General features: G+C 41.7%; 19 protein-coding genes and 2 pseudogenes. 9 read left to right on the top strand and 12 right to left on the bottom strand.

The features are described from left to right. Positions 1–6 precede the first annotated feature (6 nt). The 4 genes from GCU48_RS15140 to GCU48_RS28035 all read left to right on the top strand — a co-directional run bounded on the left by GCU48_RS15140 (position 7) and on the right by GCU48_RS28035 (position 3,255). Positions 7–1,194, top strand: a complete 1,188-nt coding sequence (locus GCU48_RS15140) for an aminotransferase class I/II-fold pyridoxal phosphate-dependent enzyme (RefSeq protein WP_244315691.1) — start codon at positions 7–9, stop codon at positions 1,192–1,194. Positions 1,195–1,248: 54 nt separating this feature from the next. Next, positions 1,249–1,854 carry a hypothetical protein gene (locus GCU48_RS15135; protein ID WP_152380549.1) on the top strand — a complete coding sequence of 202 codons (606 nt, stop codon included), beginning with the start codon at positions 1,249–1,251 and terminating at the stop codon, positions 1,852–1,854. A gap of 314 nt (positions 1,855–2,168) precedes the next feature. Beyond that, positions 2,169–2,609, top strand: coding sequence for a hypothetical protein (locus GCU48_RS28040; RefSeq protein WP_244315689.1), 441 nt, complete (start codon positions 2,169–2,171; stop codon positions 2,607–2,609). Next, positions 2,539–3,255, top strand: coding sequence for an IS4 family transposase (locus GCU48_RS28035; RefSeq protein WP_244315687.1), 717 nt, complete (start codon positions 2,539–2,541; stop codon positions 3,253–3,255). Before GCU48_RS28040 ends, GCU48_RS28035 begins: the two co-directional genes overlap by 71 nt. A gap of 62 nt (positions 3,256–3,317) precedes the next feature. On the opposite strand, the pseudogene GCU48_RS15125 reads toward GCU48_RS28035, so the two are convergent. Further along, a pseudogene (locus tag GCU48_RS15125) lies at positions 3,318–3,593 on the bottom strand (ArsR/SmtB family transcription factor). After that, positions 3,580–3,954 (bottom strand): VOC family protein, encoded by a 375-nt coding sequence (locus tag GCU48_RS15120; RefSeq protein WP_152380548.1) that lies wholly within the window; start codon positions 3,952–3,954, stop codon positions 3,580–3,582. The pseudogene GCU48_RS15125 and the gene GCU48_RS15120 overlap by 14 nt, the downstream one beginning before the upstream one ends. 810 nt (positions 3,955–4,764) lie before the next feature. Here GCU48_RS15120 and GCU48_RS29230 point away from each other — a divergent pair. From GCU48_RS29230 to GCU48_RS26980, 5 genes and pseudogenes are all read left to right on the top strand, one after another. Beyond that, positions 4,765–6,756 (top strand): annotated as a pseudogene (locus GCU48_RS29230) (contractile injection system protein, VgrG/Pvc8 family); the annotation flags it as partial. A gap of 32 nt (positions 6,757–6,788) precedes the next feature. Beyond that, positions 6,789–7,847 (top strand): YwqJ-related putative deaminase, encoded by a 1,059-nt coding sequence (locus GCU48_RS29225; RefSeq protein WP_370881042.1) that lies wholly within the window; start codon positions 6,789–6,791, stop codon positions 7,845–7,847. A 23-nt stretch (positions 7,848–7,870) separates the two neighbouring features. Then, positions 7,871–8,341 (top strand): toxin-antitoxin system YwqK family antitoxin, encoded by a 471-nt coding sequence (locus tag GCU48_RS15110; protein WP_152380547.1) that lies wholly within the window; start codon positions 7,871–7,873, stop codon positions 8,339–8,341. Then, on the top strand, positions 8,331–9,023 hold the full coding sequence (locus GCU48_RS15105) for an endonuclease V (RefSeq protein ID WP_244315685.1): 693 nt from the start codon (positions 8,331–8,333) through the stop codon (positions 9,021–9,023). Before GCU48_RS15110 ends, GCU48_RS15105 begins: the two co-directional genes overlap by 11 nt. A gap of 260 nt (positions 9,024–9,283) precedes the next feature. Beyond that, a complete protein-coding gene (locus tag GCU48_RS26980) occupies positions 9,284–9,571 on the top strand; it encodes a hypothetical protein (RefSeq protein WP_167518608.1) in 288 nt (95 codons plus the stop codon). 57 nt (positions 9,572–9,628) lie between these two features. On the opposite strand, the gene GCU48_RS28030 is transcribed toward GCU48_RS26980, so the two are convergent. The 10 genes from GCU48_RS28030 to GCU48_RS15060 form a co-directional block, all read right to left on the bottom strand. Continuing rightward, positions 9,629–10,633 (bottom strand): recombinase family protein, encoded by a 1,005-nt coding sequence (locus GCU48_RS28030; protein WP_244315684.1) that lies wholly within the window; start codon positions 10,631–10,633, stop codon positions 9,629–9,631. Continuing rightward, the gene (locus GCU48_RS28025) at positions 10,582–11,259 is read right to left on the bottom strand and encodes a recombinase family protein (protein WP_244315682.1); all 678 of its coding nucleotides are present in this window, start codon (positions 11,257–11,259) and stop codon (positions 10,582–10,584) included. The genes GCU48_RS28030 and GCU48_RS28025 overlap by 52 nt, the downstream gene beginning before the upstream one ends. A 90-nt stretch (positions 11,260–11,349) precedes the next feature. Beyond that, complete coding sequence (locus tag GCU48_RS28655) at positions 11,350–11,475, bottom strand: SHOCT domain-containing protein (RefSeq protein ID WP_256873800.1); 126 nt, start codon at positions 11,473–11,475, stop codon at positions 11,350–11,352. A 217-nt stretch (positions 11,476–11,692) separates the two neighbouring features. Further along, positions 11,693–11,854 (bottom strand): hypothetical protein, encoded by a 162-nt coding sequence (locus GCU48_RS15090; protein ID WP_244315680.1) that lies wholly within the window; start codon positions 11,852–11,854, stop codon positions 11,693–11,695. Positions 11,855–12,055: 201 nt separating this feature from the next. After that, positions 12,056–12,436 (bottom strand): hypothetical protein, encoded by a 381-nt coding sequence (locus GCU48_RS15085; protein WP_244315678.1) that lies wholly within the window; start codon positions 12,434–12,436, stop codon positions 12,056–12,058. A 105-nt stretch (positions 12,437–12,541) separates the two neighbouring features. Beyond that, positions 12,542–13,408 (bottom strand): SDR family oxidoreductase, encoded by an 867-nt coding sequence (locus GCU48_RS15080; RefSeq protein ID WP_152380545.1) that lies wholly within the window; start codon positions 13,406–13,408, stop codon positions 12,542–12,544. A 1-nt stretch (position 13,409) separates the two neighbouring features. After that, positions 13,410–13,817: a hypothetical protein gene (locus GCU48_RS15075; protein WP_307500444.1), complete on the bottom strand. Its 408-nt coding sequence runs from the start codon at positions 13,815–13,817 to the stop codon at positions 13,410–13,412. Positions 13,818–14,014: 197 nt separating this feature from the next. Beyond that, positions 14,015–14,578: a MarR family winged helix-turn-helix transcriptional regulator gene (locus GCU48_RS15070; protein WP_025717548.1), complete on the bottom strand. Its 564-nt coding sequence runs from the start codon at positions 14,576–14,578 to the stop codon at positions 14,015–14,017. A 492-nt stretch (positions 14,579–15,070) separates the two neighbouring features. Further along, positions 15,071–15,448 (bottom strand): hypothetical protein, encoded by a 378-nt coding sequence (locus tag GCU48_RS27365; RefSeq protein WP_152380543.1) that lies wholly within the window; start codon positions 15,446–15,448, stop codon positions 15,071–15,073. Then, positions 15,438–16,559 (bottom strand): phage portal protein, encoded by a 1,122-nt coding sequence (locus tag GCU48_RS15060; RefSeq protein ID WP_244315676.1) that lies wholly within the window; start codon positions 16,557–16,559, stop codon positions 15,438–15,440. The genes GCU48_RS27365 and GCU48_RS15060 overlap by 11 nt, the downstream gene beginning before the upstream one ends. Position 16,560 lies beyond the last annotated feature (1 nt).

Here is a 16,560-nt window from a genome sequence, read left to right as displayed (position 1 = left end):
TTAGTTGTGGATATTTTTAACAAATGTATGAGTTGGGACGAAATCAAAAAACTACGTGCTAATGATACCTACCCTTACTTTATGCCTATTCAGGAAAAAAGAGGACCAGAAGTCATTGTTCAAAATCAAAATATGATCATGCTCGGAGCTAATGACTATCTAGGTTTGTCCGGTGATGCTAGACTAACTCAGGGAGCTGTTGAGGCGATGCAGAGATACGGTACATCGACTTGCGGCTCCAGATTTCTTAGCGGGACTCTTCCTCTCCATCTTGAACTAGAAACCCAGTTAGCTGAATTTTTGAATAGAGAGAGTGCTATTGTCTTTTCTACTGGATATCAGATGAACTTGGGAGTAATCTCAGCCATTCTGGGACGCAATGATGTAGCTATTGTAGATCGCCAGGTACATGCTTCTATTGTTGACGGGGTGCAGCTCGCCTCCTGTAAGTTGCTGCGTTTTAGGCATAATGATATGAATGATCTTGAGGCTAAGCTGAATGCTGCTCCCAAGGGTGCTGGAAAACTGATCATAGTTGATGGTGTATTCAGTATGGAGGGGGATATTGCCGATCTGAAAGCCATTGCAGCCCTTAAGCAGCAGTATAACGCCCGCTTGCTGGTAGATGATGCTCATGGAATTGGCGTATTGGGTCCAAATGGAAGGGGAACCGGAGAACACCTTGGAGTTGAGTCGGAAATTGATCTGATCACCGGAACGTTTAGTAAATCCTTTGGAAGCTTGGGAGGTTTTGTTGCTGGAGATACGGATATTATTGATTATATCCAACACTGGGGCCGGAGCATGATCTTTAGCACCAGTATGACCCCTGCGAGCGCGGCCGCAAGTCTGAAAGCGTTGGAAATTATTCGGCTTGAGCCAGAGCTCAGAAGCACGTTAAAAGAACATACACAGAACATGCTGACTGGGCTACAAAAACTGGGATTTGACACAGGACACAGTGAAACACCTATTATTCCGATCCATGTAAGAGGTGAATTAAAAACATTTCTGTTTTGGAATAAATTAATGAAAGCAGGTATTTATACCAACCCGGTGATTTCTCCTGCTGTTCAGGAAGGATGTGAAATTATTCGTACATCGTTAATGGCAACCCATACCCCTGAGCAACTTGATCTTACACTACATATATTTGAGCAGATCGGCAGGGAACTAGAGTTGATTGGGGGGTAGGGAGAGCCGACAAGAAAGGTCCTATATGTTGGCTTTTATAACATGTGGTTTATTATGGCCTTGTTTTATTTTACATTATTTTATGCTTTGATACGTATTTGGAGTGGAAAGTTCATTATTCAGATGAATTATCCGAACAAGGTAAGCATTTTCTATTTTATTCTGGCTGTAGGTTCTCTTAACTTCATCACAAGGTTGATATTCCCTACAAATCGTTTATATATCCATGATTTTTCCTTAGGGTATTTCCCTCAATTTTTACTGTTTTGGATGGAAATAGTTGCTTATCGGAATAATTGGCTGGAGAACATAGATACTAGACTGGCCGCATTTTATTTCCGAATCTCTTTGATTTCAATAATAACCTTGCCTATTGTTTTCCTGCTGGTTGATCTGTATGGGGGCAATCTTGATGCTTTCTATGGCGGGATCACTTCGGAAGCGCTTTATTACTCTTTTTGGGAACCATTTACTTCTATAGGGATAATATTAAAACTACACCACCCGCATAGCAGGTGGTTTTTTGTTTCGCACGCTTCGCGTACTCAACGGGCTATAGCCCACATAAGAGGGGCTTGTCGCCCCTTTTTACTGTTTCTCCCATACATTTTTCAAATTAATTCTCCTTTGGTAATAACAATGGACAGCACTCAACCCTAAAGCGTTTTTTTTGAATGCAGGAACATATTCAAAAAATTATCCTCTAGCCTTCGTACATCAATGCATTCTTATCTCGATATATTACTACCACGCACTCCACATGCATGAGGTGCCGGTTATTGGATATGATACGTATCCAACAACCTCGAAAGCCACGCCTGTTGATTAACCAAAATAAGGTATCCAAAAGCTGAAAAAAGGCCACTCTTTCGATAAAATCGATTCCACCACAGAACCCGATTTGAAAGAGGAGACCTCTGAAAAAGTCTACCACGTTTACAAACTTTGTTCAAATTCTTCTTAAAGAAGAAGATGTGATCAGCATACTGAAAGAGTTGAACTACAAAGATACAGCACGCAAATTTACAGCACATCAGTTACTTGTATTCTTTATGCACGCAGCTTTGGGACAATGGGATGGTTATCGCTCCGGTGTCGTTAAAGCCAAAATCTGTGGACTTCAAACCGTTTGCTTTTCTACCTTCTCATCCAAAGCTAGCGAAGTACCGTATGAGCTTTTCAAGCGCCTGTTTCATTTGTTGATTTTAAGGTGTAATCGTGCAACCAAACGCCAATTGCACCTACCCAACGATCTGTTATTGGTAGACTCGACAACGATCACGGTAGGAAAAACACGTCTGCCTTGGGCGCTGTTTCATGGAGAACACGCAGGAATCAAGCTGCATGTCGCATTCGCTGCGGCTACTGAGCAACCCGTTCAGGTCATTGAAACGATCGATCGGTACGGTTCATGATGGCCCTATCGGTGAGAAGCTTGCGGACAAGGATTACATCTTAGTAAATGACCGAGCTTACGGGAAGATCAAGCGTTTTGATCAATATGTCGCGGAGAAGCAGTATTTTGTAACCCGTATCAAAGAGAACGTAACGCTTGTGAACCCACATTCCTTAAAGAACAGGAAAGTGGAAACCTCGAACGTCATACGGGATATTACTTGTTATCTCGGAACACCTCAGTGCCAGTCGGAGCTTCGACATCGCGTCGTGATCTTTCAAGATAACAACGGCAATGAAATTCGGGTCGCAACCAATCTTGTGCATCTATCAGCCGAAGAAATTGCTGATACCTACAAGGCACGCTGGGGTATTGAAGTTTTCTTCAGATGGATAAAACAGAACCTAAATGTACCTGTTTTGTTTGGCACAACAATGAATGCCGTGTTCAATCAGCTTTTTGCCGCGTTAATGACTTACGTTATCTTGAAATGGTTATATGATCACTCAAAATCATTTGTCATCCCTTGCAAGAAAATGCCCTTGATCCGTTTCGCGAAACAAATTCAGCACGATCAACTACAAATTGAATGGATCATCGCCACTACCAAAGTGTTGGAAAAACATGTCTATTTGTCAAATCTCAAAAAAACAGTTTCTGGTTAATCAACAGGCGTGCTCGAAAGCCTCTATAAGTCTCTTTCCATGTAAATCGCTCATTATAAGGTCTATAAGGTCTCTAGGAATCCTGGCAAATACAAATGAAAAGTCTCCAAATTAATACTGGCATATTTTGTTTGCGCATCTTTTCGGACTTTAATCAAGTTTGCTTCTCTTAATGTACGGAAATGATACGATGTATTCGATTTGGAAGTATCGCATATCATTCCCAATTCTCCACAATTCATCTCCTTCTTGTTACCTTAGAGTGTCCGAATAATTTCGAGACGGGTCTCATCAGCCAATGCTTTAAAAATACGAACTCTTTGTTCACTGTTCAACATATGTAGACCTCGTGTGCTCAACATATTCAACTATCGTGCCATCTGGTTGTTGCACAAGCATGTTGTAGCCTGTCGGAACTTTCGTAATATCTTGCCGGATCACTGCACCTTGATCCAATAGCCAAGCTTTATAAGCGAGAATATCATCCACTAGGAAAGACAAAGTGATATCCTGCACAGCTGACAGCGCACTATTCGTTCCTCCAATAAGCAGAAGTTGACCAACAACTGCAATGTCCAATTTTTTCTCAGCATAATGAAACCTTGTCCCTGCTTTGGTTTGCAGCAGTTCTTCGTAAAACGGAAGAGCTTTTTCCAGCACATTGGTATAAATAGGCGTTAAGATTTTAAGGACTTGCAATATCGTCCTGCTCCTTTCCTTTAGGGAAATACAATTAACTTATTATGCAATAGTTTTAAAACTATTGTACTAAATGAGTAATGAGAAGTCAAGTATTGTAACCTGTCGAGGTTTAATTTAAGGTACAAGGACAGCTTCATCGAAAATAAAAGGCCCAGGCGATAACTACGCCTGAGCTTCAACAGGATAGGTAAATGTGGCTCCGTTATGCTATTTCCTGATGAGCAACACACAGCACTCCACATGTGTCGAGACGATGAAAGGGATATATTCCTTTTTATTATATATATTACCTATACTATCAAAAGCTACTCCTTCCCACAACACCCCTTTTCCAGATGACGCCCGTTCTCCCTTCACTTCTATTGATTCTACTAATTCCATATGAGCCTGTATTTAATTTACCCGAATCCATAATCACAATTAAATCAGCTCAGTTCCTGACTTTGGAAGACAATTGCTCAAAATTACTTTCAGCTTTCTCTCTTCCCATACCTCTCCCTTCCAGTATTACACATAGTAAATACCCCAACGAATGGGTCATTCTGTAAACTAAATCTCTCTTTTGACCGATAAATACATATACTGGACTGTTTATTAAATATCACCTCCTGTTCTTTTATACCTTGAATGAATGCTTACTTGGGACAACTGTATCCGATTAAGAATGTTTTTGTACCCAACAAACTCAATGATACATATTGGTCTTGAGCCAAAGCACCCATCCGTATTCAATAACCAGAACCGAATTAACGATGACGTATTTACTTGTAATCAGCCATCACATCTGGAAAGGAGACATGAACTCACTTGAGCATATTAACAGACGGGATCAGCTATAAAAGCCTACGCTTTTATGGTCCCTTTCAGCCACAACACATCGAACAACTTAAAATAAAACGTACCATTAATGATCATGCCTATTTACATATCAGTGGGTTGCTCTCCGAAGAACAAGGAGCAGCCTGTATCGGTCAAAATATGGAGCAAGAGCCGATTGTGATTCGTCAGTTGGATGATCAGGGACAATCGCTAAGACGGCTGTTCCATGGGGTTGTAACGAGTATGTCCGTACAATGTGTGCGAGGCGTATATACATTTGAACTAGAGGCCGCTTCCCATTCGTACCAGATGGATATCAAGGTAAAAAGACGCTCCTATCAAGATATTCACCGCACTTATGATGATCTGATCACTACGATGATACGGAAGTATCAGTACGGAGATGCCATTGATACCGTAACGAATTATGCCAAACTGGACACTTTTGTTTTACAATATGAGGAGACCGATTGGGCGTTTTTAAAGCGTCTCGCTTCTCGCTTTGGTTCCGTACTTGTGCCAGAGGTAACCGCAGCTTCGCCCAAAGTCTTCTTCGGGATGCCAGAAGGCAAGCAGCATAAGGTGGAACGGGATGTATTCTATCGGGTGCGGAAAACGTTTCATGAACTGGATGCGGAAAAGCTAGGAGAACAACGTGCTGGCTCGTATATCACCTATATGATTGAAAGTCTGCAATACTACGCGCTCGGCGACCTCATTACGTTACCCATCGGACAAGGTAAAGAACTGGTCGTGGTTCGAGCAGTGACTACACTAGCGGATGGCTTACTGCGTACTCGTTATGATCTTCAAGCCGAACAGGATATTCGCTATGCCCGTTATGAAAACGATCAGGCCACCGGGATTTCGCTGACAGGAACAGTGCTCATGGTACAGCAGGATTTCGTACAGCTTCAACTTGACATCGACCCGAAGCAAGATCCTGCCAAAGCCTGCTGGTTTCCCGTAGCCACCCGTTATGTCGCCGAAGAACATAGCGGCTGGTACGATATGCCTGAGATCGGGGAACAAGTCGAGTTATATCTGCCTACCCACCGCGAACAAGATGCCTATGTAACGGATTCACTGCAACAACAACGCCATACCAATGGTCAGCCGAATGTGAAGGTATGGCAACATGTACAAGGTAGCGGCGTAGAACTGTCTGAGCATGAACTGACCCTATCCAGCTCCGGTGAATTTTCCATTACACTGCATGAAAGTAACGGCATTACGATCGACAGTCTAGGGGATGTACAGATTCAGGGTGGTCATGTGAAGCTTGATGCAGGTGAGGAACTTTCACTGGAAGCTGGAACGGCGCTGTATCTAAAAGGCAGAGCCAGCAGCATGGTACTGGATGGTGAGACGGATACCAAAGCTCCAGTGATTTATCAGGAAGGAACGGTGAAAGCTCCTGTTTTCGTAGCCGACCTCCCTCCTGTACCTGAGCCGCCTTTGATGAGCATCAAAGCGTATGAAGCAGCTCAATCAGCAGCCAAAGATTCATCTAGCAGCCAAGCCTCTACCCCTAAAGCAAAAGTCACCAGTCCAGCAAAGCTTCAACAAGCGAATGCCATGATGGGGACAGTATCCAAGCTATTAGGCTCCATTCCGGTGATGGGAAAAGTGGTTGGCGTTGCTGTGGGAGTGCTAAGTGGACCTGCAGCGGGTTTGATTCTGAAAGCAACCGCAGCGATCCCTGTTCGGAGCAAAGGAACCCTACCGTTGGAGGCAGTAGCAAGGGGAGCGAAGTTCACCCATTAAAATACTTGGCTGGTTTGGCCATGCAAGGGTTGATTAGTCTACACGAGCATGAGAAAGCTAAACAAGCCTATTATAACAAGTGGATTCTAGGAAAAGTGTATACGAGCGCACGTCATATAGCTCATTCCGGCAGCACATTGGAACTGGTACAGAACCTGCTTAAAGAATCGAATGCCATGGTTCATGCGTATCAGCAGGTTCCGGAAGAAGTAAGAAAACGCTGGAGAGCTAATTACGACAGCCGCATGGCACAACAGCAGCCTAAACAACAAGTTGAGAAGCCTAAGTCTTGGTGGGATCGTTACCTGGGTTATACGGGTAGCAGCTTGATGATAAAAAGTCAAATAGCCATGGAGCAGGCACATGCATCTGAAAAAGCAGCAAACAGCCTAGTTGAATTATACAACGGCATAGAGCAGGCTAATAACGTAAGGTATCAAAATGCAGGAAACTCCATTGGTGAATTTTTAGATTATTGGTCATTTGGTATACCTAAAGGATTGTATCAAGCCTACATGGAGCGCGCACGTAATCAAGGTAACTCTGGTAGTGACGCTATCAATTTTGCTACATTTGGAATAACAGAGGCTATACGTGGAGCTGTGACACCTGAAGATCCTTTGTCACCAGACCATTTGTCCAATATCATTAGTGTAGCAGGGTTCCTTGAGGGAGTCGGTTCATTTCTCAAGCCGAAAACTATACTAAATTCACCAGTCAAAGAACCTGTTCATCCAGGTCCTAAAATCATAAATGAAAAAACAGAGCCACCCCAACCCTCAAACCCGAAGCCCAATAAAAATACAGGGATTGAGGGGACGCAAAAACCTACTCAAGCTAAAGCTAATTTTACATCAGAGGAAATTTCGCATCTCCAAAAACACGTTATAGATGAAGCTCAAATGCTAAAAGACAGTGGACTTACAAATAAGCAATTAGGTCCAGCCGTAGCCGGTGCCTACGATAATACCACCGGTAAATTTTATACAGCAATTAATGATGTAGATGGGTTTGTGCCAAAAGAGTTACATCCAATTATTGAAGCGAGAATTAAAGATATGCCTAAGGATGTTTATGATTCCTATAGTCAGTTTACACATGGTGCCGGATCCCATGCAGAAGTATATGCTGCGAACAAGGCTTTGTTAGCTAATCCAAATGCTAGTATTGACAATCTAATAATATATGTTATAAAACCCGGAAGTGCAACAAAGCCTGTAACTAATGTACCGTTCCCGACATGTCCGCATTGTAATTATATTCTAAAAGGATTTAATATTATATCCGACAGTAATAAAAAGTGAAGGAATAAAGGGGCAATAAAATAATGGAGTTATTAAACATTTTATCGATGGAAGAAGTATTGCAGGAAGGCATTGAATTTACTGACGATGTTTGTTTTTCAGGAAAAAACGGACAAGAAGTTTTTGATAAACCCATAGAAGATGGTGGAAATCCAATATCGGGTCTTGTATTTGAGAGATATAAAAATGGAAATTTAGCCTACTACTCATATTATGAAAATGGGATTGCAGAGGGCGAATACGTAAAATTTTACGAGAATGGTAAGTTAGAAAGTTTTCAAAATATGAATAAGGGTGTGTTATTGGGAAGATCCACTTCTTGGTTTGAGAATGGAGCAATAAAATCTATTGCAGAATGTAAATATGGTTTTAAGCTAACTTACAAAGAGTGGGATATAAATGGGGAGTTAATAACCGAAAAGCTAGAGCCTAGTGAATTCGAAAAAAGTATGATTAACAAATATGATACTTGGGCTAAAGAAAATGGAGAATAAAATAACAGAAAACTTTGATAAAATTCAATATGACTTATCTCAAAATATAAAATTAGAAAATAGTTTTAGCCAAGACAATATACAGTTGATTGCAGGGGTTGATTTAGCATATTGGGAAGAAGATGAAAAGACAATTGCAGTTTGCTGCATATGCGTCGTGGATTTTTTGACGAAAGCTATAATTGAGACAAAGTTTTTAAAAGATGAAATCAAAGTCCCGTATATACCGGGATATTTATCTTTTAGAGAGTTACCTCTCATTATTAATACGTTCAAAACTTTATCCTTTGATCCTGAAATTGTGATGTTTGATGGAAATGGTTACTTGCACCCTAGAAATATGGGAATTGCAACGCATGCCTCTTTCCATTTAAATAAGCCAACCATAGGTATTGCAAAAAGCTACTTAAAAATTGGGGCAGTTGATTTTGTTATGCCTAGTGATAAAGAAGGGGCATTTACGGATATTGTGATAAACGGTACAATATATGGACGAGTACTGAGAACACACAAACATGTTAAACCCATATTTATCTCTTGTGGTAATTGGATCGATATAGACACCGTCACTGATATTACGTTAGCATTAATTAATAACGAAAGTAGATTACCTATACCAGTAAGACAAGCCGATTTAGAGACTAAAAAAATGAGAAAACGTTTTGTGAAATATGAAAAATAGGTCTTTAAAATATCTTGTGTAACCTCTTTGCTACTCAATAATAAAATCGAACAATCCAATCAACAAAGCAAGCACTAACAACTTGATAGATTTTCAAAAGCTTATTTCAACTTGATTCAATGAGTAGGAATAAGCTTTTTGTATGCTCAAGATCAATAACAAAATAATATAGCCAGCCAATCCCCCATAAATAATGACTTGCCATCCCTCCCCATCAGAGTTAACATACACACACTTCAACCACGGGAGGGAAATATGCTATGTCAAATTGGCCAGATTGGTTTCTGGAAGCATTACGCCAGAGATTTTATCAATTAGAACTCGCCAGTGAACAACAGGCTTCATGTTCATCTGAGGACAACAATCTATTCACTCAAATGGATCAATTCAAAACCAACCAAAACGAGGATATCCAGCAACTACTATCTGAATGGGAAGAAGCCATAGGATATCAGCTAAGTCAAGACAAACAATCCATTTATATGGAAGGGGTAAAAGACGGGATGCGATTGATTCTTCCCGTCATGCAATCCACAAATATTCGTTAGCCCATTGATGGTTTTAGTCTATGATTTCTCTAGCCCTAAAATTCATTTAACAATGCTCTATTGATCTTCTATAATTTCATCTATACTCATTCCACTCTTCAAGGTAAAAACAAAATGCGCTGGTGAGAGAATCGTGATCTTCTCCACCAACGCATTGAATAGGTAATCATCAAATTGTTCCAGTATATCTTGCCGCGAGTTTAAAAGTTGAATAATTTCATCCACACGTTCCTTAATTTTTGCTTTCTGATCCTCTTCCTGCTCCAGTATCAGCTTCTGTTGTCTTAGCTCGTTTAGCTCATTGGAAAGTCTAGCTGTTTCTTCATCATAAACCGTCTCATCCATCTGATTCCGTAGTTTGAGATTCACTAATTCCTTCAAGTCGGATTTCAATTGTTGCATCTGCCCTTCGATATCCAATAGCGGTTCTTGCCCTACTCTGCTGGAAAGTGCCGATTCAATATTGGCTTTCAGCGTTTTAATCAATCTTTCCTTGTTCTCATACATCCGGTTGAACAATCGTACAAACGCGGAATGTAAAACTTGCTCATCAACCGATTTGGCATCACAGGCTGCTTTCCCTTCATTGACATACGTTTTGCATTGCCATACCACCTTCTTGGATGGGTTATTGCTGTTCCAGGTTCGGCGTTTAAAAATGGCTCCACAGCATCCACAATATACTTTACTGCTCAGTGCATATTTACTGGAGTATCTTTTACTCTCTCTCATTACGCTCCCTTTCAGCTTGGCTCTCCGTTCCTTCTCTTTTTGTACCGCATCGAATATTTCCTTAGATACAATCGGTTCATGGTTGTCCTCAATTAAATATTGCTGCTCCTGTCCTTTATTCCTTATTCGTTTGTGGGTTAGAAAATCTACCGTTACCGTCTTTTGCTGAAGCAAAGCTCCGTAATATTTCTCATTGGTCAGAATTAAGGTAATGGAGGAATCCCACCACGTATCGCCACCCGTGACTGTTTTAATCTTATCTCGCATCAATCCTCTAGCTATCGCCTGATAGCTTTTGCCATCCAAATACTCCTCGTATATGCGCCGCACAATCTCTGCTTCTGGCTCGTTATAATCACCAATTCACCATGTTCATCCTTATCATAGCCGAGGAAGTGAGTGGTGTTGCAGAAGACTTTGCCGTTTTGGAAGCCTCGTAATATGCCCCATCGACTATTTTCAGAAATGTTTCGGCTCTCGTCTTGTGCAAGAGAACTCAAGATGGTCAGCAATACTTCACCTGTGGTATCCAGTGTATTAATATTCTCCCGTTCAAAGAATACAGCCACTCCAAGACTTTTAAGTTCCCGTACATATTTCAATAAATCCAGTGTATTCCTAGCAAATCTCGAAATCGACTTGACCAGAATGAGATCTAGTTTACCGTTTCGAGCATCCTGTATCATCCGATTAAAATGCGTTCTATTTTTAGTGCTGGTTCCGGTGATGCCTTCATCTGCGAAAATATCCGCCATTTCCCATTCCAAGTTGTTTTGAATGTATTGGGTATAATAATTGACCTGATTCGTATAGCTCTCCTTTTGCTCCTCGGAATCTGTACTGACCCGACAATAGGCAGCGACTTTCTTCTTTAGAATCGGTTGGATTCCCTCTACGATATCCATCGTTTTAATGGGAACGATCACGACTTTTTTTGCGGTTGCGGCTTGTGCCATAGGTGTTTCTCCCTTCGATATCTTCTTTATACGGTCACATGTTATAATGCGTGCGGTACATCATCAAGTCCATTTCTGTCCATGTGATAGCTACTTGAAAGACTTTTTATTCAGCTCATCAATCGCTATGAACTCTTCTTCTGTAATGACATTTTGTAATCTCAATTGCTTCAATAGGCTTAGACTCAGTAGATAATCAATAGATTTTCGTTGCATATGTATGTGCTCCTTTAAAATAAAAATGGCTCACCTCTAAGGCAAGCCAATAGATATAAAACTTAGAATAAATTCTTAAGGCTAATGGTCTTTTCTATGGTAATACTAGGATCGCTTACTAAAGTGGCTGTTAATATTTAAGTAGTGGATCAGGTTATCGTCTTTAGATATATCTGTTGGCTCCATACCCAATAATCGTTTCATCAAATCCATTGGCTCACTCATGTGCTGGCTCCTGTTCTTCCTTTACCTGTGCCTTCTCGGTACGCTTCATATTCTTGACAACTTGAGCTTTCGTTTGGGCTACTTCTTGCTCAGTCTTATCTTGTTGTGGTTCCTCCACTTGCTCATATTGCCCACTATTCTGTAAACGCAGCACCGACTCCTGATCCGTGACTTCCTATGTGCAGCCTGTTTCTTGATTCAAAAACCACATCTTATCATCCTCCAAAAATGAAAAATAGGGTATCCAAAACAGATACCCTGAACGTGTTTCTTCTATTATAATGTACTCTCATATCATCACTTTCAATTAAGACTTATTGACCGTGAGTACAGCAGAGCTTCCGGCTTGATACATTTAGCACCGAATACCTGCAACCCTTTTCACTGCATCTGAAAATTGTTTCTCTGGTCTGAAGGCTTCCACCGAATCTACTTGGTCTGCAAACGAAATGGCACTCTTATGACTAGCGATGATTTTATACTTGGCTCCTGCGGTATTTGGCACATTGTTGGATTTATAAACGGTCATACCATCAATATCTCCCACATAGCCTGTGCGGATGATATTTGGGTCTTTGGTGAAACGAGCATCCTTTAAAAGCAAGCCATAGTACCATGCAGGAACTACCACAAAACGCTCGCTTTCCGGTACATTGTTCTCATCCAATAGTACGCCTAAATCAATTAGTAAATCATAAGCCGTTGAAGAAGTTGGAACTAGAGGCGGTTGTATCATTGCCGTTGTTTTTTTTCGAACTATCGTTCTCCGGTACAATGACTTAAATGATATCAGAGCAAGATGCTGCCAACGACACTTATTTCAAAATAGGTAGACTCGCCTCTACCGGAAATGATCTACACACTCATGCAGAAAGGCGTTTAACGTGCGTGGCTCTCTGCCGAGCAAGCGCTTCACAGTGACATTAGGACTTTCAGGTACCAGTTTAGACATGGTTTGAATTTCCACAACGTGGTTTGCGAGCCAAGGAGGCATATGCCCATGCTCGATTAGATTACGGAGTAGTACTTGAGGCTCCATGTTGATGTAGCTTATCGGCCGATTAAGCAGAGCTGATAGTTGACTCGCAATCTGTGGATAGCTAAAGATCTCCGAACCGGTAAGCGTATATATTTGGCCTGACACCTCGCGGTTGGTCAGAACTTCTGCGGCGACATCTGCGATATCACGACAGTCAATGAAGTTACAGGCTGAATCGCCCATGGCGCCGAAGAAAACATTCTGGGTTGTGATCGTTGATGCAAGGCGCAATAAGTTTTGCATGAACGCATAAGGGCGCAGCACGGTGTGGGTGAGACCCGATTCGCTCAGCGTTTTCTCGATTTTTTGATGCCATCCGGCCACTGCCACTGGAGATCTTTTCTCATAGGCAGGACTGGATATTTTTACGATGTGTCTGATTCCAGCTTCGACGGCAATCTGAATGATCGAAGTTTCCAATTCGACTTGTATTGGACTGTTGGACATGGATAGGAAGAGTTGGCTAGCTCCTGCAAACGCGCGCCGTAGCGATTCAGGATCGGAAGCATCAGCCGAAGCTACCTCGATAGTCAACCGGCCTTTTTCTCCAATCTGATCACGCAACTTCTCAGGCTCTCTGCTCAGCGCTCTGGCGGGTACGCCAAGATCAATCAAACGTTCTAAAAGCATACTGCCTATCGTACCTGTTGCTCCAATAATAACTATCATTTTATCTTCTCCTTTTGGATGAAAAATTTGTTGTGACGGCAAGACGCCACCGCCATGTCACTATCGTGCTTGCTATGAATCCAGACAACGGGAAGTCGATCCAGACACGACTGACCCAGGCCAAGTGATTGCTCGGAATCATAATTTCTAGTAAACCAGATGTCGCCCATGCGGCGAATAGCCCAAATGTTGCTCCCATCAACGCGAGCATCCCAACCACAACCAAGTGAGGTGCGCCGATGATCCACCGTCGGTTATGTACTCCTCTGCCGCGCAGCCAAAGGCCGAGCATCAAAGCCAAGAAAGCCGAGGCTCCACCAATGGTGGTCAAGGCCCCTATTTGAAGCCCCTTGTCGGCAGTGACCAATCCCCCGATACCTGCCATAATGGCAGGAGACGCATAGGCCATTACAACTTCACGCCACAGTACAAAAGTCTTTGTGCCAGAATCAGCAGACTTGATTTCGTAAACACCATCTGTCTGATTGGGGTACTCTGTCGTCTTGTTCATTTAGTTGCTCCTTTAATTCTTTTAATTGCTCAGCAGCATATAATTAGGAAACTAATTATATGAGAGTGAAAATGGGCTAGCTTCACTAGCCCGTTCTACTCATTATTGATGTGTTTTTTAGTTCGTTTTGGTTCGTCCGTAAGTGCCGATATACCTTGTGTAACTCGACCTAACAGGTCGAGGAATACGCTGCGCTCCTCAATATTCAGTAAGCCCACCATGGCTTCCAGCCGAGCGAAATGCTCAGGAGCCATTTCAAAAAGCTTCTTCGCACCTTGCTCTGTCAATATAACCGCTTTCTGACGTCCATCCTCTGAACTTGATCGCCGGGATACTAGGCCATCTCGCTCAAGAGTATCGATAAGACCAGTCACTGTAGCACGTGTCACACCTAGATGCTCCGCTAATTGCGAGGGCAACTCTTCTCCTTCGTTATCTTCAAGGTCTGCTAATAAACGATATCGTCCTGTTGATAAACCGAATCTGGAGAAATGAATCTCTGCGGCATGTCCAAGCTTGGCTCCGGCTTCCATTAGCCTAGACGCGACGAGTATAGCCTGTGCGTCTAGGTCCAGGTTATAGCGATCAATCTGACGCTTGGATTGTACAAGCGAGGGAATAGCGTCAATATCCTTTGTTACTTTATTATCCTTGTTCATATATATAGTATGGTCGCTAATTACTTTTGTGTCAATACTTTTTTGTCGTATCATAATTCCTATATTTTTCTTTTTTCAAATATCAAGATTGGCTCATAAGAATTTCCCCTCCATATTTCTTCATATTCGGAGTTGTATTCCTCCTCGGACACTGCCAAAGACTTCGTTAGCTTAATGGCGTTCCACCTCCTTAGTCTAACCATTTTTTTCTAACAAAAGGACCTACATACCCGCTCCCCACTTTTGGGTATTTTTCATCCTTATTTTATTTGGATTTTTGACAGCCTAAAGCGTTACATCAAGCCTATTGTTTGCCTAAACTTCAGAAACGTATATGTATGCTGAAACTGTATAATATTGAATATCATGCTCAGTACAATGATGTAACGCTTTAGAAAACGTAAAAACGAGAAATAGGTACAAACATACCAACTCCTCATTTTGGGTTGTTTTTAACCCTTAGTTTATATGACTTTTTCAACCCCTAAAGCGTTACATCGAGCCGTCTTTTTGTCTGAACTTCCGAACACGTATCCTGATATTTTCTTTTCTCGCCTTACCTCTGCATTTCTCACAATATTTCTGCCGATTCGAATTTGCCGAAAATGTTCCTCCACAACGTGTACAGTTCACCCTCGGCTTTGCTGTCTTAGGCTTAGTCTCTACATCACGTTCAGACTTATATTCTCGCTCCAGCTTTGGCAACACTCCATTTTCAAAATAAGTACAATGAGGCAGAGGATCGTCTTGTCCAAAAAATACACATGGGCCATCTTGTAAGCAGCAATAATTGGAGATACCGTGTTTTACTCCAAGATAGCATGCACAATTATTCTTCACCAACCGCTTGAACCTATTTTTATTCTGCATTCGATTTCTCCTTACTCACATCTGCTAATCGTTGCTGCTCCGAATGAAATTTATTGAATTCCAGCTTTGGATTCTCAACAAACGGAAGCAACGTGAGCAACGTTTCCTGAGATACGACTTGTTGCAATTTCACAATCACATCTGCCATCCCCACCAAATCTGTTGGCAAATTACGAGTAAACTTCACCGCGATATTACGGTAATCATATTGAACGCCTTCTTTAATGTGCAGGTAGGTAAAGAAATTTCGTAGACGCTGCTTGATTGCCTTTTCCATCAAAGCTTCCCTCATTGCCACTCGATTCTCCAAATTCAGCAGCTTATTTCGCAGAGCCAAGGAAGACGTATTACTGGCCCAATTCTCATTGAAGTTAACCTGATCCATCATATCGAAGATTTTGCGTTCAATATTATCCAGCTCGTTCTTTACAAAAGAATCGTTAATCTCCTTCGTAAGCCAGCTTACCTTTCCCCCAGCCGGAACTTGAATAATGCCCATCTTCTTCATATTCAATAAGTCCTCAGTTTCAAGCTTGGCATTCTCAATCACGAGATAGGCATTGCGATGATCTGCGATTTCATTGACCAAATCGGAATTCAATGCGTTATAGGCATCAAATAAAGAAATCACATCATGGAAGCCACTTTTTCTCTCCGTATTGGCTGGACAGGAGATAAGTGGTACTCTTCCAAAAATGTGATTGTGTTTGCCGATATATTTTAATTCAGGTGCTTGGTTTGGCCTACTCCAATTGTGTTTTTCATCGTTGCCGATTGTATAGTGTAGAATTTCATGATCAGTATACACGTCCAGATACACTTGTTTATCAAACCGTCTCGTGAATTTATGTAACCCAAGTAATACGTTTCTTTCTGCTGTTTCATCTTCCAGTACATAGGCATTCAAAGGAGATAGCACCGTGGCTGAAAACTGGCCATCCGAGTCGATATAGTTCAATTCAAAGCTCTCACCAAAGATTTCGGATTGTTTCCGAAGCTGTAGATTATGCTCCTTGTCCCAATGACTCATATGTACATCTATATTATGTATGGCTTCATCCTGATCCGACTTGGACACATAGTTTACTGGCTTACCGAGCAGGTAGCCCACT

The sequence above is a fragment of the Paenibacillus brasilensis genome, assembly GCF_009363115.1.
Classification (GTDB): Bacteria; Bacillota; Bacilli; order Paenibacillales; family Paenibacillaceae; genus Paenibacillus; species Paenibacillus brasilensis.
This window is presented reverse-complemented; position numbering and strand designations above follow the sequence as displayed.

Coding starts and splice junctions, on each gene's coding strand:
- GCU48_RS15105 (WP_244315685.1), top strand. CDS start 8,331: ATGGAGAATAAAATAACAGAAAACTTTGATAAAATTCAATATGACTTA.
- GCU48_RS28025 (WP_244315682.1), bottom strand. CDS start 11,259: ATGGCACAAGCCGCAACCGCAAAAAAAGTCGTGATCGTTCCCATTAAA.
- GCU48_RS29225 (WP_370881042.1), top strand. CDS start 6,789: ATGGCACAACAGCAGCCTAAACAACAAGTTGAGAAGCCTAAGTCTTGG.
- GCU48_RS28655 (WP_256873800.1), bottom strand. CDS start 11,475: ATGCAACGAAAATCTATTGATTATCTACTGAGTCTAAGCCTATTGAAG.
- GCU48_RS15070 (WP_025717548.1), bottom strand. CDS start 14,578: ATGAACAAGGATAATAAAGTAACAAAGGATATTGACGCTATTCCCTCG.
- GCU48_RS28035 (WP_244315687.1), top strand. CDS start 2,539: ATGTCGCATTCGCTGCGGCTACTGAGCAACCCGTTCAGGTCATTGAAA.
- GCU48_RS15110 (WP_152380547.1), top strand. CDS start 7,871: ATGGAGTTATTAAACATTTTATCGATGGAAGAAGTATTGCAGGAAGGC.
- GCU48_RS15080 (WP_152380545.1), bottom strand. CDS start 13,408: ATGATAGTTATTATTGGAGCAACAGGTACGATAGGCAGTATGCTTTTA.
- GCU48_RS27365 (WP_152380543.1), bottom strand. CDS start 15,448: ATGCAGAATAAAAATAGGTTCAAGCGGTTGGTGAAGAATAATTGTGCA.
- GCU48_RS15075 (WP_307500444.1), bottom strand. CDS start 13,817: ATGGCCTATGCGTCTCCTGCCATTATGGCAGGTATCGGGGGATTGGTC.
- GCU48_RS15135 (WP_152380549.1), top strand. CDS start 1,249: ATGGCCTTGTTTTATTTTACATTATTTTATGCTTTGATACGTATTTGG.
- GCU48_RS15085 (WP_244315678.1), bottom strand. CDS start 12,436: ATGATACAACCGCCTCTAGTTCCAACTTCTTCAACGGCTTATGATTTA.
- GCU48_RS26980 (WP_167518608.1), top strand. CDS start 9,284: ATGTCAAATTGGCCAGATTGGTTTCTGGAAGCATTACGCCAGAGATTT.